The sequence below is a fragment of the Streptomyces sp. NPDC044003 genome, assembly GCF_056435185.1.
In genome coordinates this window covers 272,612-287,462 of sequence record NZ_JBWKFA010000002.1, presented here as the reverse complement: position 1 = coordinate 287,462, position 14,851 = coordinate 272,612, and the positions used below count along the sequence as shown (strand labels likewise).

Sequence of the window (14,851 nt, the reverse complement as noted above, 5' to 3'; positions counted from 1 at the left end):
CGGGCACCTAGGAGGAAACCCGTACTGCTCGCCGAAAATAATTCGGCTTCGGGAGTCGGTCAACGGTGAGTTGCCGCACTTCATTCCCCCTGGCGGTGCTGTCGCCCCGTCAGACGGTCAGCCGACGGAGCCCGCGGGGACGAGCCGGGCGCGCGCGGGATCGTACGGTGCCGTGTCGTACCGGCCGGGGACGTACTGCGCGGGGATCCGGGGCGCGTACAGCGGGCGGCCGGCGGTGTCCCGCACGGCGAGGACCGAGCGCTGGAGCCGGCGGAGCCGCGCGGAGGGTTCCATGCCGCTCTCGCCCTTGAGGTTCACGCGCAGCCGCTCGTACACGACGAGGGCCTCATCGTGCTGTCCGCTGCGCAGCAGGGCGACCATGAGGTGGGCGTGGAGGGGCTCGTTGGTGCGGTAGCGGGCGACGAGTCCGGTGAGTTCGGAGACGAGTTCGGCGTGCCGGCCGAGGCCCAGCTGGGCTTCCATCCACTGGTCGAGGACGCTGAGCCGGGAGGTTTCGAGGCGCTCGATCTCCCTGCGGAGCCGGGGTCCCGCGGCCACGCCCGCGTAGGGTTCGCCGCGCCACAGGGCGAGGGCCTCGCCGAGGCGGAGCGCGGCCCGGGACAGGTCGCCGGCCTCCATGGCCCGGTAGCCGGCGCCGGCGGCGCGCTCGAACTGCCAGACGTCGTTGGGGCCGCCGCCGGTGTCGAGCCGGTAGCCGCCGGGCTGGGAGACGAGGATCGCGTCGGCGCTGCGCCGGTCTGACCAGCCGGGGCGCGGCTCCGCCGGCTCGGCGTCGCGCAGGGCGCCCGCGATGAGGCTGCGCAGCCCGGCTATGTGCGCCTGGAGCTCGTGGCGGGCTCCGCGCGGTGCGCCGGACGGCCACAGTTCCTCGGTCAGGACCGTCACGGGGACGACCTGGTCGGCGCTGGCCGTGAGCAGGGCGAGCAGCTGCCGGGGCGCGGCCGCCGTCGGGGTGATGGACACCCCGTTCTCACGTACCGACAGCCCCCCCAGGATCCGGACGTCCACCTTGCCCCCTCATGCCTGTGCGGTGTCTGCGCGCGGGTCGACTCTCGATGATTAGAAAAGACCCCCGTAGGCATGTCAATAAGAAACCGGAGGGTACGGAATGACGCCCCCGGATATCGTGGTGATTCACCCCGTTCGTCAGGATTTTCGCGCGTCAGATTTTCGTCAGTGGCGGAGATCTTGTGCATGCCAAGAGACGGTTTCAGGACTCGGGGGTACGGTTTCGCAGGGTCTCTGCAGAGGCGAGGAGGGCCGACACCCGCGAGTTCACGCCAGAAACCGGCAGCGGGGTACGGTTTTCGAGTTCCTCTAGAGCACGGCGGCGGCGGTGAGCAGCCCGAACGCGAGGGTGATCAGGGCCGTACGCGCGCGGTGGAAGCCGTTCCAGCGCTTCTCGAAGGCGGCCCGGACCGCCGAAGGATCGTCCTCCGGGGTCTTCTCGGACGCCGCGAGGGCCGTGTTGAGCGGGATGTTCCCGCCGATGGTCACCGCGTGGTTGAGGACCGCGCAGACGAGCCCCGCGAGGACCAGCCACTTCTGGGTGTCCGTCCGCCCGTCCTGGGGGACGAAGAACGCGGCGACGGGGAAGGCGATGACGCCGAGGAAGACCGTGAGGAACACGGCCCTCGGCACGTACTCGTTGATCCGGCGCATCGCGGTGACGAACTCCGGGTCCGTCAGACGGGCGAGCGCGGGCATGATCCCGGTCTGGAAGATCAGCAGGAAGCCGGCGTAGAGCCCGGTGCTTCCGACGGCGAGGGCGAGCAGCAGGGTGGCCATGCGGCCCATTCTCACCCGCCACCCGCCCCTTGGCCCATGTCAGCTGTACGGATCACCCGACTTCAACTCGCCCTCCTGGGAAGGATCTTCACCCTCCCGGGGGCCGAGCAGCCCGGAGGCCTGCCGGATGGCGTCGGCGAGTTCGCGGACCACCGCGGAACCCGAGCGGTCGGCGATCGCCCCGGCACGGTTCGCGAGCTGCTGGAGGCTCGGGGCGCCGGGCAGGTCGCCGCCGCGCAGGGCGTCCGCGAAGTAGGCGGTGATCGCCGTCAGCTGGAGGCTGTCGTGACCTTCGGTCCAGACGTCGGAGGCCAGCGCCGGCGAACCCGCCATGACCGCGTCGGAGCGCTCGTGCGGGGCCCGGGTGACCGGGTCGAGCCAGCGGACCGTGGCCGTGGCCATCAGGCCGGACGCCCCGGGCCTCGTCTTGACCGCGTAGAGCGCGGTGACCGTGTGACCGGCCCCGATCTCGCCGCCGTCCACCCGATCGTTCCGGAAGTCCTCGTCGGCGACCGCCCGGTTCTCGTACCCGATGAGCCGGAACTTCTCGACGTTCCCCCGTTCGAAGGCGACCTGCGCCTTCGCGTCGCGGGCGCGCAGCTCGACATGGGCGGGCAGCTGGTCGACGAAGACCTTCCGGGCCTGTGCCGAGTTCGAGACGTACGTCGTCTGCCCGTCGCCCTTGTCGGCGAGCCGCTCCATGAAGTCGTCGCCGTACTCGCTGCCGACGCCCACCCCGAAGAGGGTGATCCCGTACTCCCTGCGCTCCTCGTCGATCCGCGCGAGGATCGACTCGGCCTCGGTGTCACCGGTGTTGGCGAGGGCGTCGGAGAGCAGCACCACCCGGTTGGTGGCGCCCTTGCGGTGGCCCTCGACGGCGACGTCGTAGCCGGTGCGGACGCCCGCCTCCACGTTGGTGGACGAGCTCGTCTCCAGCGCGTCGACGACCTCGCGGATCCGGTCGCGGGCGCCCCCGACGCGGGTCATGGGCAGCCGGGTCTCGGCCTCGTCGCTGAAGGTGACGAGCGCGATCGAGTCGTCGTCGCGGAGCTGCCCGGCGAGCAGCCCCAGAGACTCCTTGACCAGGTCGAGCCGGCCCGGCTCCTTCATCGAGCCGGAGACGTCGACGACGAAGGTGAGGGCGGCGGGCGGGCGTTCGGCCTTCCGGTCGGCGCCCCGGGTGGCGAGCCCGACCCTCAGCAGGGACCAGCCGTCGGTGCCGGTGCGGGCCCCGTCGAGGGTCACGCTGAAGCCGTTGTCCTTCGGGCGCGGGTAGTCGGGGCGGAAGCTGTTGACGAACTCCTCGGGGCGCACGGTCGTGGGGTCGGGCAGCCGTCCCTCGGCGAGGGTGCGGCGGGCGTAGCCGTACGAGGCGGTGTCCACGTCGAGCGCGAAGGTGGACAGGTAGTCGGGGGCCGGCGTCGGCGAGCGCTGCTCGCCCTCCTGGGGCGCGACGGTCGCGGCGTCGGGGGCGGCCCGGCCGCCGCCCTTCGATCCCCTGTCGGCGGTGCTGCGTTCGCCGCCCGCGCCGCAGCCGCCGACGGCGAGTCCGGCCGCGAGCAGAGCCGCGACCACGGCCGGGAACCGGGTCCCTCTGCGCCGGGACCGCACCTGGTTCTGTCGTTCCATCTCATCTCCCCCTCTTTGTCGGGCACTTGTGAATGTGACGAACGAGAGGCCCGCGGGGAGCAGTCGAAGGAGTTGCGGATGGATCTCGATGCGGCAACGGCGACACGGGTGACGTCGGGTGGCATGGATTCGCCATCCTTTTCAACAGGGGTTGTCACCGTGTGCAGTCGCATGCGTACATGGAGTGGACATCGATCGGGCGGGGGTGGTCAGCGGTGGCAGAGAGCGCGGGCTCCGTGATGCTCGCCCGTTCGGCGATGAACCGGGCCGTGACCGAGGGACAGCGGCCCGCCGGGCGGCCGGTCCGGGGCGCGCGGCGCATCAGCGCCGCGCTCGCCGGGCTTGCCGCCTCCACCCGGCACGAGTTGCTGACCTTCGACGACCCGGTCGCGTCCGCGGGCTGCGCGATCCCCGAGCCGTTCCTGGAGCTGGCGGGAGCGTGCATGCGGGCCTCGGCGGAGCGGGCCGAGGAGGTCAGACGGATCGTCCCGCGGCATGCGCTGCCCCGGATCGCAGGGGGGCTCCGGATCCCCGGCCGGGCCCGCCTCGCGGAGGCCATCCCGTTCAAGATGATCCTCGTCGACCGGACGGTCGCCGCGGTCCCGCTCGATCTGGAGCTGCTCTACAACGGGCTGCTGCTCATCCGGGACCCGGTCGTGGTGCAGGCCCTCGTCCGGGCCCATCACGCCTGCTGGGAGGCGGCCGAGGACCTGGCGTACGCGGCGCCGCCACCGCCGCCGCCCCGCGATCTGCCGCACCAGCTGCGCCCGGTGCTCGACGCCCTCCTGTCGGGGGTCACGGACGAGACGGCGGCCGCCCGGCTCGGCATGTCCGCGCGGACGTACAGCCGCAGGGTGGGCGAGCTGATGGCGGCCCTCGGCACGACGAGCCGCTTCCGCGCGGGCGCGGAAGCGGCTCGGAGGGGGTGGTTGTGACGAGAGGGCTCTAGGACACGATGTCCTTGCGGGCGAAGCCGCGGAAGGCGAGCGCGAAGAGGACCAGGGCGTACGTCAGGGAGATCGCCGTGCCCTTCAGCATGCCGCCCCACTCCAGCTGGGGCTGGAGCGCGTCGATCCAGGCGAACTGCCAGTGCGCGGGCAGGAAGTCGCGCCAGTCGCCGAGCGCCGTGACGGCGTCCAGGACGTTGCCGACGATGGTCAGGCCGACGGCGCCGCCCACCGCGCCGAGCGGGGCGTCGGTGCGGGTGGACAGCCAGAAGGCGAGGCCCGCGGTGACCAGTTGGGAGGCGAAGACGAAGACGACGGCGATCCCGATCCTGAGCAGGGCGTCCCCGGCGGGCACCGAGCCACCCGTCGGCAGCTGGAGCGGCCCCCAGCCGTAGGCGACCGTGCCCGCGGCCAGGGCCACGAGCGGGAGGAGGACCATCGCGGCCGTGCTGTAGCCGAGGGCGACCGTCAGCTTGGAGGCGAGGAGCCGGGAGCGCGGGACGGGCGCGGCGAGCAGATACCGCAGGGAGGACCAGCTCGCCTCGGAGGCGACCGTGTCCCCGCAGAACAGTGCCACCGGGATGACGAGGAGGAAGCCGGCCGAGACGAAGAGGCAGGTCGCCGCGAAGTTGGCGCCGGAAGCCGTCGCCGTGTCCATCAGGGTGATGCGGCCGTTGCGGTCGCCGTCCCCGGAGCCGCCGATCGCGAAGGCCGCGATGAGGACGAAGGGCAGGGCGACGAGGATGCCGCCCATGACCATGGTCCGCCGGCGCTTCCACTGGCGGAGGGCCTCGACGCGCAGGGGCAGGGTGCGTCCGGGCCGGTAGCCGGGGGCGCGCGGCGACGGGATGGGCGGGGTGGCCATGGCGGTCACGCGGCTCCTCCGATCAGGGTCAGGAAGGCGTCCTCCAGACGCCGGTGGGGGCCGACCCCGGTCAGCGGCACGTCCAGGCGGACGAGTTCGCCGATGAGGGCGGTCGGGTCGAGGCCGTCGAGGCGGACCAGGAGACCGCCGTCGGTGCGGGCGGCGGAGCCGACTCCCGGCAGGGCGCCGACCTTCTCGACCAGGGCGTCGGGGACGGTCTCCCCGAGGGTGACGAGCAGGGTGTCGCCGGAGCCGGTGATCTCGGCGACCGGTCCGGCCTGCACGAGCTGCCCCCGGTCCATGACGACCAGATGGGTGCAGGACTGTTCGACCTCGGCGAGGAGATGGCTGGAGACGATGACGGTCCGGCCCCCGGCCGCGTACCGGATCATCACCTCGCGCATCTCACGGATCTGCGGCGGGTCGAGGCCGTTGGTCGGCTCGTCGAGGATCAGCAGGTCGGGCAGGCCCAGCATGGCCTGGGCGAGGGCGAGGCGCTGCCGCATGCCCTGCGAGTAGGTGCGGACGGCCCGTTCGAGGGCGCCGCCCAGGTTCGCGATCCGCAGGGCCTCGTCGACGTGGGCGTCCTCGGCGGGGCGGCCGGTGGCCTTCCAGTACAGGTCCAGGTTCTCCCGGCCCGACAGATGCGGCAGGAAGCCCGCGCCCTCGACGAAGGCGCCGACGCGGGAGAGCACCGGGGCGCCCGGCCTGATGGCCCGGCCGAAGACCCGGATCTCGCCCTCGTCGGGGGTGATGAGGCCCATCAGCATGCGCAGGGTGGTGGTCTTGCCCGCGCCGTTCGGCCCGAGGAGGCCGAGGACCTGGCCCTTCTCGACGCGGAAGGAGAGGTCCCGGACGCTGTACCGCTCGCCGCCCTTGTACTTCTTCGACAGGCCGGTGATCTGGAGCGGTACGGCGGCGAGTTCGGGGTCGGGCGCGGGCGCCGTCACCTTGCGGCGGGCGGTGAGCAGCAGGGCGGCGGCGCCGGCGAGGCCGAGGAGCGGCAGGCCCCACACCCACCAGGGCAGGGCGGCGGCCTGGGTGGCGAGACCGGGCGCGGTGGGCACGGTGAGCGGGCCCTCGACGGCGACGGTGTAGCCGGCGGGGACCGTCGGGGAGGCGTAGCCGAGGTCGGTGGCGGCGACGACGAGCCGCAGCCGGTGCCCGGCCTCCACCTCGTGGTCGATCGCGGGCAGGGTCAGCGTGACGCTCCTCCCGGCCTTGGCGCCCTCGACGCGGACGGGGGTGACGAGCTGGGCGGGCAGCACCTGCTGCCGTCCGTCGGGCCCCACGTCGTACACCTTGGCGAAGAGGACGGCGGAACCGTCGGCGGCGGTGGAGGTGACCTTGACGCGGACGGTCGGTGTGCCGGTGATCCGCACCGCCTCGGCCTGCGGCTTCGCGTCGAAGCGGGCGTGCTGGCCGGGGAAGTCGAGGGAGAGGCCGACGCCGAGGGAGGAGAGGCCGGAGAGTCCGCCGCCGAGGCCGGGGACGGCGGAGACAGCGGGCGGTGCGGCGCCCGGCGGGTTGGTGAAGGTCTGTGGTGCCCCGCCGAGGGCGAGGCTCGTGGTGCCGGAGGTGAGCCCCGGGTAGTGGTCGGCGGTCGCGGCGCGCAGGGTGGCCTGCCCGTCGGTGGAGTCCACGCCGCCGGTGCGGCTGACGCGGAACGCGGGACCGGTGTCGACGGAGGCGTCGCGTTTCAGCCAGCGGTCGAACCAGGTGGTGATGCGGCGTTCGACGCGGTCGGTCTCGCGGTCGCCGCCGTCGTGGCCGCCGGCGATCCAGTCGACGGCGACGGGCGCGCCGTTGGCCGTGAGGGTGCGGGCCATGGCGTCGGACTGGGCGAGGGTGAAGAGGGAGTCGGACTGGCCCTGCACGAGGAGTGCGGGCACCTTGACGCGCGCGCCCACGGCGGAGGGGCTGCGGGCTTCGAGGAGGGCGCGGGCGGCGGCGTCGGGCTTCCCGGCGACGGCGACGCGCTGGTAGAGGGAGCAGAGTTCGGCGGTGAACCGGCCGCAGGAGCCGCCCGCGGCCGGGGAGCCGCCCGCGGCCGGGCCGCCGCCCGAAGCCGGGGAGCCCGCCGAGAAGAAGATCCCTGCCCAGAGCTTCTTGAAGACGCCGTTCGGGAAGAGGGCGTCGGCGAGGTTCCAGTAGGTGATCTGGGGGGCGATGGCGTCGACGCGCGGGTCGTGACCGGCCGCGAGCAGGGAGATCGCGCCGCCGTAGGAGGCGCCGGTGACGCCGACGCGCGGGTCGCCGGGCTTGTCGAGGAGGACCTCGGGGCGGGCGGCGAGCCAGTCGATCAGCTTCCGCACGTCCGCGACCTCGTGGTCGGGGTCGTTGAGGCCGATCTCTCCGGTGGAGGCGCCGAAGCCTCGGGCGGACCAGGTGAGGACGGCGTATCCCTCGCGGGCGAGGCCCTCGGCCTGGGCGCGGACGTCGTCCTTGGAGCCGCCGAAGCCGTGGCCGAGGAGGACGGCGGGCCGGCGGCCGGCGCCCGCGCCGGTGAAGTACGAGGTGTCGAGCCGTACCCCGTCGACGTCGAGCATCCGGTCCGCGCGGTGCACGGGCGGCGGATCGTCCTGGGCGACGGCGGTCCAGGTGCCGGCGCCCGCGAGGACGGCGAGTGCGGCGGTGACCGCGGCCCACCGGGGAAGTCGGAGTCGCATGGGGTCGAGCCTAGGTGCCCGGGCTGTGCGGCACGGCTGCCCGGAGACGGAGGTGTCGCACCTCCTGGAGTCGTACGGAGTACGGTCCGCGTACAGCGGGCGCGGTACACGGACGGCCGGGACACGGACGGCCGGCGCGCGGGCACGGGGAGACGGACCCAGGGAGACGGTGTGGAGATCCGGCGGGTGACGACGGTGGCCGAACTGCTGGCGGCGCAGCATCTGTACGACGGTCCGGCCCGGGAGGACTGGGCGGCCCGGTTCCTGGCGGCGGCGGGTCACCTCATGCTGATCGCGTACGCGGAGGACGGTTTCCCGGCCGGGTTCGTCTCCGGGATCGAGATGCTGCACCCCGACAAGGGCGCGGAGATGTGCCTGTACGAGTTGTCGGTGGACGAGTCCCGGCGCCGGCGCGGGATCGGGCGGGCGCTGACGGAGGCGCTGGTGGCGGAGGCGCGGGCGCGCGGCTGCCGGGGCGCGTGGGTGCCGGTGGACACGGACAACGAGGCGGCGCTCGCCACGTACCGGTCGGCGGGCGCGGTCGACGAGGGGGTCTTCGCGATGCTCGGCTGGACGTTCGGCGGGGACGGCTGACACGGGGAAGGCCCCCGGGGTGTGCTGTCCAGCACCCCGGGGGCCGTTCTCGGGACGGGTCCCGTCAGTGGTTGCGCGGGAAGCCCAGGTCGACGCCCGCGGGGGCCTCGGACGGGTCCGGCCAGCGGGTGGTGACGACCTTGCCGCGGGTGTAGAAGTGCACGCCGTCGTTGCCGTAGATGTGGTGGTCGCCGAAGAGCGAGTCCTTCCAGCCGCCGAAGGAGTGGTAGCCGACCGGCACCGGGATCGGCACGTTGACGCCGACCATGCCGGCCTCGACCTCCAGCTGGAAGCGGCGGGCGGCGCCGCCGTCGCGGGTGAAGATCGCGGTGCCGTTGCCGAACGGCGAGGCGTTGATGAGGGCGAGGCCCTCCTCGTACGACTCGGCGCGCAGCACGCAGAGCACCGGGCCGAAGATCTCGTCCTGGTAGGCCTTGGCCGTGGTCGGGACGTGGTCCAGGAGGGACAGGCCGATCCAGTGGCCGTTCTCGTGGCCGTCGACGGTGTATCCGGTGCCGTCGAGGACGACCTCGCAGCCCTCGTCGGCCGCGCCGTGGACGTAGGAGGCGACCTTGTCGCGGTGGACGGCCGTGATGAGCGGGCCCATCTCGGAGGTGGGGTCGGTGCCGGGACCGATCTTGATCTTCTCGGCGCGCTCGCGGATCTTCTGGACGAGCTCGTCGCCGATCGCGCCGACGGCGACGACCGCGGAGATCGCCATGCAGCGCTCGCCGGCGGAGCCGTAGGCCGCGGAGACGGCCGCGTCGGCGGCGGCGTCGAGGTCGGCGTCCGGGAGGACCAGCATGTGGTTCTTCGCGCCGCCGAGCGCCTGGACGCGCTTGCCGTTGGCGGAGGCGGTGGTGTGGATGTAGCGGGCGATCGGGGTCGAGCCGACGAAGGAGATCGCGGAGACGTCCGGGTGCTCCAGGAGGCGGTCGACGGCCACCTTGTCGCCGTGGAGGACATTGAAGACGCCGTCCGGGAGGCCCGCCTCGGCGAGCAGCTCGGCGATCTTCAGGGACGGCGAGGGGTCCTTCTCGCTGGGCTTGAGGATGAAGGTGTTGCCGGTCGCGATGGCGATCGGGAACATCCACATCGGCACCATGGCCGGGAAGTTGAAGGGCGTGATGCCGGCGACGACGCCGACGGGCTGGCGGATGGACGCCACGTCCACGCGGTTCGACACCTGGGTGGAGAGCTCGCCCTTGAGCTGGGTGGTGATGCCGCAGGCCAGGTCGACGATCTCCAGGCCGCGGGCGACCTCGCCGAGGGCGTCGGAGTGGACCTTGCCGTGCTCGGCGACGATCAGCTCGGCGATCGCGTCGCGGTTGGCGTCGAGCAGCGCGCGGAACTTGAAGAGGATCGTGGTGCGCTGGGCGAGCGAGGAGGTGCCCCAGGTCGCGAAGGCGTCCTTCGCGGCGGCGACGGCGGCGTCGACCTCGTCGACGGAGGCGAGCGCGACCTTCGTGGTGACGGCGCCGGTGGCCGGGTCGGTGACCGGGCCCCAGTTCCCCGACGTGCCCTCGACGGTCTTGCCACCGATCCAGTGGTGGACGGTCTTCGTCATGACGAGTTACTCCTTCAGAGATGGCGGCGTCGGGCGGTGACGTGCCGGTCGTACTCCTCGCGGGCCTTGGCCGCCGACGGGCGGGTCGACGTCTCGGCCACGGGCACATCCCACCACGCCTGGGCCGGGGGCGGGCCCGACACACTGTCTGCCGTTTCGGTCTCGACGTAGACACATGTGGGATCCGTGGCCGCCCGCGCGTCCGCGAGGGCTTCCCGCAGGTCACGCACGGTGCGGGGGCGCAGTACCCGCAGGCCGAGGGAGGCGGCGTTGGCGCCGAGGTCGACGGGGAGCGGCGGTCCGGTGAAGCTGCCGTCGTCGGCCCGGTGGCGGTAGTCGGTGCCGTACCGCTCGGCGCCGACGGCCTCGGAGAGACCGCCGATGGAGGCGTACCCGTGGTTCTGCAGAATCACCAGCTTCAGGGGGAGCCGTTCCTGGACGGCGGTGACGATTTCGGTGGGATTCATCAAGTATGTACCGTCGCCGACGAGCGCCCAGACGGGCCGGCCGGGCGCGGCGAGGAGGACGCCGATCGCGGCGGGGATCTCGTAGCCCATGCAGGAGTAGCCGTACTCGACGTGGTACTGGTCCCGGGAACGGGTCCGCCAGAGCTTGTGGAGGTCGCCGGGGAGCGAGCCGGCGGCGTTGATCAGGATGTCGCGGGTGTCGACCAGAGTGTCGAGTACGCCGAGAACCTGGGTCTGGGTGGGGCGGGCGTCCTCGTCGGGGACGGCGTACGCGGTGTCGGTCCGCTCCTGCCAGGCGGCCTTCGAGTGGAACCACTCGGCCCGCGTTCGCCGGTGGCCGCCGAGCGCCTCGGTGAGCGCGGTGAGGCCCTCGCGGGCGTCGGCGACGAGGGGCAGCGCGGCCTGCTTGTGGGCGTCGAAGCCGGCGATGTTGAGGTTGAGGATCGGCGTGTCGGGGCGGAAGAGAGTGCCGGACGCGGTGGTGAAGTCGGTGTGGCGGGTGCCGACGCCGATGATCAGGTCGCCGGTGCGGGCGAGGGTGTTGGCGGTGTCGGTGCCGGTGTGGCCGATGCCGCCGACGTCGCAGTGATGGTCGTACGGGAGGACGCCCTTGCCGGCCTGGGTGGTGGCGACGGGCAGGCCGGTGCGCTCGGCGAACTCGCGCAGCGCGCCCTCGGCGCGGCTGTACTTCACTCCGCCGCCCGCGATGATCAGTGGCCGTTTCGCCGCCTCCACGGCGCGGACGGCGGCGTCGAGTTCGGCGGCGTCGGGGCGGGGGCGGCGGACCTGCCAGGTCCGCTCGGCGAAGAACTCCTCCGGCCAGTCGTACGCCTCCGCCTGGACGTCCTGGGGCAGGGCGAGGGTCACGGCGCCGGTCTCGACGGGGTCGGCGAGGACCCGTACGGCGGCGAGGGCGGCCGGGATCAGGGCCTCGGGGCGGGTCACCCGGTCGAAGTAGCGCGACACCGGGCGGAGGCAGTCGTTGACGGACACCTCGCCCGCGGACGGGACCTGGAGCTGCTGGAGGACGGGGTCGGCGGGGCGGGTGGCGAAGGTGTCGCCGGGCAGGAGCAGCACCGGGAGGTGGTTGATCGTGGCGAGGGCGGCGCCGGTGACGAGGTTGGTGGCGCCGGGGCCGATGGAGGTGGTGACGGCGTGCGCGGAGAGCCGGTTGCGCTGGCGGGCGTAGCCGACGGCGGCGTGCACCATGGCCTGCTCGTTGCGGCCCTGGTGGAAGGGCATGTGCCGCTCTTCGACCAGCGCCTGGCCGATCCCGGCGACGTTGCCGTGGCCGAAGATGCCCCAGGTGGCGGTGATCAGCCGCTGCCGTTCGCCGTCGCGCTCGGTGTGCTGGGCGGTGAGGAAGCGGACGAGCGCCTGGGCGACGGTCAGTCGGACGCTCATGCGTATCCCTCCGTGTGGTCCGGGTGGAAGCAGATCTTCCACTCCCTTTCGGGTCCTGGACCCGCCATGACGTTGAGGTAGTAGAGGTCGTGCCCCGGCTGGGCGATCGAGGGCCCGTGCCAGCCGTCGGGGACGAGGACCGCGTCGCCGTCCCGGACCTCGGCGAGGAGCTCGGCGCCGCCGGGCCGGGAGGGTGAGATCCGCTGGTAGGCGAGACCGTGGGGGCCGGCGATCTCGTAGTAGTAGATCTCCTCCAGGACGGACTCGGCGCCCGGGCGGTGCTCGTCGTGCTTGTGCGGCGGGTAGGAGGACCAGTTCCCGCCGGATGTGACGACCTCGACGGCGATGAGCCGGTCGCAGCCGAAGGCGTCGGCCGAGGCGAAGTTCCGCACCTGGCGGGCCCGGTTGCCGCTGCCCCGGGTCTCGACGGGAACCTCCGGCGCGGGGCCGTAGCGGGCGGGGAGTCGTCGCTCGCATTTCGCTCCTGCCAAAGCGAAGCGGCCTCCCGCGCCGGAGGCGATCTGGGCGTGGGCGTCGCGGGGCACGTAGGCGAAGTCGGTCACTCCTTCGAACACGCTCGCGCGGCCCAGGAGTTCGAGGATCTCGCCGTCGACGCGCACGCTACAGGCACCGGAGAGGGGAAGCACGACCCATTCGAAATCCCCGCTCTCGAAGACGTGGCTCTCCCCCGGTCCGAGGGCGAGGACGCGGAGGGCGGAGTACGTCCATCCGGCCCGTTCGGGGTCGACGGAGACGGCGTACGGGCCGTGGGCGGCGGTCCCGGCGGGGAGGTGGAGGTTCGTGTCCATGGCGGATCCCTACCCCCGTTCCGGCAGGGTGCCGCTGCCCGCCGCGAGGGCTTCCCCGATCTCCGTGGCGTCCGGCATGGCGGAGGAGCAGGCGAGGCGGCCCGCGACGATCGCGCCTGCGGCGTTCGCGCGGCGCAGGACCGTGCCGAGGTCCAGGCCGGCGAGCAGGCCGTCGACGAGCGCCCCGCCGAACGCGTCGCCCGCGCCGAGCCCGTTGACGACCTCGACCGGCAGCGGCGGCACCTCGGCGCGGGTCCCGTCGGCGGCGAGCGCGAGGACGCCCGCGGGGCCCTGCTTGACGACGGCGAGCCGGACCGAGCCGGTCGCGAGGAGGGCGCGGGCGGCGGCCTCCGGCTCCCGCTCCCCCGTGGCGACCTCGCACTCGTCGAGGTTGCCGACGGCGACGGTCGCGTGCCGCAGCGCCTCGGTGTAGTACGGGCGGGCCGCCGCCGGGTCCGACCAGAACATCGGCCGCCAGTCCAGGTCGAGGACGGTCATCTCCCAGCCGGACCGGGCGCGGAGCGCCTCCAGGGTGGCGGTGCGGCTGGGTTCGGCGCACAGGCCGGTGCCGGTCGCCCAGAAGACCCGGGCGGCGCGGATCGCGTCGAGGTCCAGCTCGTGCGGCCGGATCTCCAGGTCGGGGGCGTGGGGGCGGCGGTAGAAGTACAGCGGGAAGTCGTCGGGCGGGAAGAGCGCGCAGAAGGTGACGGGGGTGGGGTGTGCGGCGACCTCGGTCACCCACTGGCCGTCCACGTCGAAGCCCTTGAGCTCGCGGCGCAGGTAGCCGCCGAAGGGGTCGGCGCCGGTGCGGGAGATCAGCGCGGTGCGGCGGCCGAGGCGGGCGGCGGCGACGGCCACGTTGGCCGCGGAGCCGCCGAGGAACTTGCGGAAGGTGTCGACCCGGTCGAGTCCGACGCCGGTCTGGAGCGGGTACAGGTCCACGCCGAGGCGCCCCATGGTGATCAGCTCGTACGGCTCCGTCTCCACGCGCCACCTCTCGGTCGGGCCGCCCTGGGCTCCGTCCCCAGGTCTAGTCGTCCGCCCGGAGGCCTGTCAACGATATGTCCGGACATTCGGACCACCGGACCGCTTGACGGTGCTCCCGGGCCCGGCCAAGGTGGCGCTCATGACGAAGCCGTCGCCGCAGCCGTCGCCACCGTCCCGTCTCCGTATCGGCTCCGCCCCCGACTCGTGGGGGGTGTGGTTCCCCGACGATCCCCGGCAGGTGCCGTGGCAGCGCTTCCTCGACGAGGTGTCGGGCGCCGGGTACACGTGGATCGAGCTCGGTCCGTACGGCTATCTGCCCACCGATCCGGCCGTCCTCCTGGAGGAGACCGCGCGGCGCGGACTGCGGGTCTCGGCGGGGACCGTCTTCACCGGCCTGCACCACGGCACGGACGTCTGGGACCGGACCTGGGCGCACGTCGCGGAGAACGCCGCGCTCGCGCAGGCCGTGGGCGCGGAGCACCTGGTCGTCATCCCCTCCTTCTGGCGGGACGACCGGACGGGCGAGGTCCTGGAGGAGCCCGTGCTGACCGCCGGGCAGTGGCGGGATCTGACCCGGCTGACGGAGCGTCTGGGCCGGGAGGTGCGCGAGCGGTACGGGCTGCGGATCGTCGTCCATCCGCACGCCGACACCCACATCGACGGCGAGGAGAGCGTGACGCGCTTCCTCGACGCCACCGACCCGGAGGCGGTCACGCTCTGCCTGGACACCGGGCACTACGCGTACGCCGGCGGGGACAGCGTCAAACTGATCGAGACGTACGGGGAGCGGATCGGCTACCTCCACCTCAAGCAGGTCGACCCGGAGGTCCTGGCCGGGGTGGTGGCCGAGGGGGTGCCGTTCGGGCCCGCGGTGGCGCGGGGCGTGATGTGCGAGCCGCCGTCCGGGGTGCCCGCGCTCGAACCGGTGCTCGCCGCCGCGTCGGCGCTCGACGTGGACCTCTTCGCGATCGTCGAGCAGGACATGTACCCGTGCGAGCCGGACGCCCCGTACCCGATCGCCCTGCGGACCCGGCGCTTTCTCCGCTCGTGCGGCGTGTGACCGGCGCGGCGTGGGACGCGGTGGCCGGCGCATACCGTTCTGAT

12 protein-coding genes are annotated in these 14,851 nt (G+C 73.2%); 3 read left to right on the top strand and 9 right to left on the bottom strand.

Annotation, left to right across the window (positions count from 1 at the left end; translation table 11 throughout):
• Positions 1–117 precede the first annotated feature (117 nt).
• The 3 genes from AC07AW_RS07960 to AC07AW_RS07950 form a co-directional block, all read right to left on the bottom strand.
• The gene (locus AC07AW_RS07960; protein WP_478814613.1) at positions 118–1,029 is read right to left on the bottom strand and encodes an AfsR/SARP family transcriptional regulator; all 912 of its coding nucleotides are present in this window, start codon (positions 1,027–1,029) and stop codon (positions 118–120) included.
• A gap of 309 nt (positions 1,030–1,338) precedes the next feature.
• Positions 1,339–1,809: an anthrone oxygenase family protein gene (locus AC07AW_RS07955; RefSeq protein WP_478814612.1), complete on the bottom strand. Its 471-nt coding sequence runs from the start codon at positions 1,807–1,809 to the stop codon at positions 1,339–1,341.
• Between the two features lie 39 nt (positions 1,810–1,848).
• A complete protein-coding gene (locus tag AC07AW_RS07950; protein WP_478814611.1) occupies positions 1,849–3,438 on the bottom strand; it encodes a vWA domain-containing protein in 1,590 nt (529 codons plus the stop codon).
• A 215-nt stretch (positions 3,439–3,653) separates the two neighbouring features.
• Between AC07AW_RS07950 and AC07AW_RS07945 the strand changes: the two genes are divergently transcribed.
• The gene (locus tag AC07AW_RS07945; RefSeq protein ID WP_478814610.1) at positions 3,654–4,373 is read left to right on the top strand and encodes a helix-turn-helix domain-containing protein; all 720 of its coding nucleotides are present in this window, start codon (positions 3,654–3,656) and stop codon (positions 4,371–4,373) included.
• A gap of 10 nt (positions 4,374–4,383) precedes the next feature.
• Here the strand turns inward: AC07AW_RS07945 and AC07AW_RS07940 are convergent, their stop codons facing one another.
• Positions 4,384–5,250 carry an ABC transporter permease gene (locus tag AC07AW_RS07940; protein WP_478815306.1) on the bottom strand — a complete coding sequence of 289 codons (867 nt, stop codon included), beginning with the start codon at positions 5,248–5,250 and terminating at the stop codon, positions 4,384–4,386.
• 5 nt (positions 5,251–5,255) lie between these two features.
• Positions 5,256–7,919, bottom strand: coding sequence for a CocE/NonD family hydrolase (locus tag AC07AW_RS07935; protein WP_478814609.1), 2,664 nt, complete (start codon positions 7,917–7,919; stop codon positions 5,256–5,258).
• Between the two features lie 171 nt (positions 7,920–8,090).
• On the opposite strand from AC07AW_RS07935, the gene AC07AW_RS07930 reads away from it, so the two are divergent.
• Positions 8,091–8,513, top strand: a complete 423-nt coding sequence (locus AC07AW_RS07930) for an N-acetyltransferase family protein (RefSeq protein WP_478814608.1) — start codon at positions 8,091–8,093, stop codon at positions 8,511–8,513.
• Positions 8,514–8,577: 64 nt separating this feature from the next.
• Here the strand turns inward: AC07AW_RS07930 and mmsA are convergent, their stop codons facing one another.
• Genes mmsA through iolC form a run of 4 tightly spaced genes read right to left on the bottom strand, consistent with a single transcriptional unit; the run spans position 8,578 to position 13,717 of the window.
• On the bottom strand, positions 8,578–10,080 hold the full coding sequence (gene mmsA / locus AC07AW_RS07925; RefSeq protein ID WP_478814607.1) for a CoA-acylating methylmalonate-semialdehyde dehydrogenase: 1,503 nt from the start codon (positions 10,078–10,080) through the stop codon (positions 8,578–8,580).
• Between the two features lie 14 nt (positions 10,081–10,094).
• Positions 10,095–11,951, bottom strand: a complete 1,857-nt coding sequence (gene iolD, locus AC07AW_RS07920) for a 3D-(3,5/4)-trihydroxycyclohexane-1,2-dione acylhydrolase (decyclizing) (protein ID WP_478814606.1) — start codon at positions 11,949–11,951, stop codon at positions 10,095–10,097.
• A complete protein-coding gene (gene iolB / locus AC07AW_RS07915) occupies positions 11,948–12,760 on the bottom strand; it encodes a 5-deoxy-glucuronate isomerase (protein WP_478814605.1) in 813 nt (270 codons plus the stop codon). The genes iolD and iolB overlap by 4 nt, the downstream gene beginning before the upstream one ends.
• A 9-nt stretch (positions 12,761–12,769) precedes the next feature.
• On the bottom strand, positions 12,770–13,717 hold the full coding sequence (gene iolC, locus AC07AW_RS07910; protein WP_478815305.1) for a 5-dehydro-2-deoxygluconokinase: 948 nt from the start codon (positions 13,715–13,717) through the stop codon (positions 12,770–12,772).
• Positions 13,718–13,886: 169 nt separating this feature from the next.
• Between iolC and AC07AW_RS07905 the strand changes: the two genes are divergently transcribed.
• Positions 13,887–14,807 carry a sugar phosphate isomerase/epimerase family protein gene (locus AC07AW_RS07905; protein ID WP_478814604.1) on the top strand — a complete coding sequence of 307 codons (921 nt, stop codon included), beginning with the start codon at positions 13,887–13,889 and terminating at the stop codon, positions 14,805–14,807.
• Positions 14,808–14,851: the final 44 nt, after the last annotated feature.

What these genes read in the sequence shown, in the direction of transcription:
- AC07AW_RS07955 (WP_478814612.1), bottom strand. Translation starts at nt 1,809, where the DNA reads ATGGCCACCCTGCTGCTCGCCCTCGCCGTCGGAAGCACCGGGCTCTAC.
- AC07AW_RS07950 (WP_478814611.1), bottom strand. Translation starts at nt 3,438, where the DNA reads ATGGAACGACAGAACCAGGTGCGGTCCCGGCGCAGAGGGACCCGGTTC.
- AC07AW_RS07940 (WP_478815306.1), bottom strand. Translation starts at nt 5,250, where the DNA reads ATGGCCACCCCGCCCATCCCGTCGCCGCGCGCCCCCGGCTACCGGCCC.
- AC07AW_RS07935 (WP_478814609.1), bottom strand. Translation starts at nt 7,919, where the DNA reads ATGCGACTCCGACTTCCCCGGTGGGCCGCGGTCACCGCCGCACTCGCC.
- mmsA (WP_478814607.1), bottom strand. Translation starts at nt 10,080, where the DNA reads ATGACGAAGACCGTCCACCACTGGATCGGTGGCAAGACCGTCGAGGGC.
- iolD (WP_478814606.1), bottom strand. Translation starts at nt 11,951, where the DNA reads ATGAGCGTCCGACTGACCGTCGCCCAGGCGCTCGTCCGCTTCCTCACC.
- iolB (WP_478814605.1), bottom strand. Translation starts at nt 12,760, where the DNA reads ATGGACACGAACCTCCACCTCCCCGCCGGGACCGCCGCCCACGGCCCG.
- iolC (WP_478815305.1), bottom strand. Translation starts at nt 13,717, where the DNA reads ATGGGGCGCCTCGGCGTGGACCTGTACCCGCTCCAGACCGGCGTCGGA.
- AC07AW_RS07905 (WP_478814604.1), top strand. Translation starts at nt 13,887, where the DNA reads ATGACGAAGCCGTCGCCGCAGCCGTCGCCACCGTCCCGTCTCCGTATC.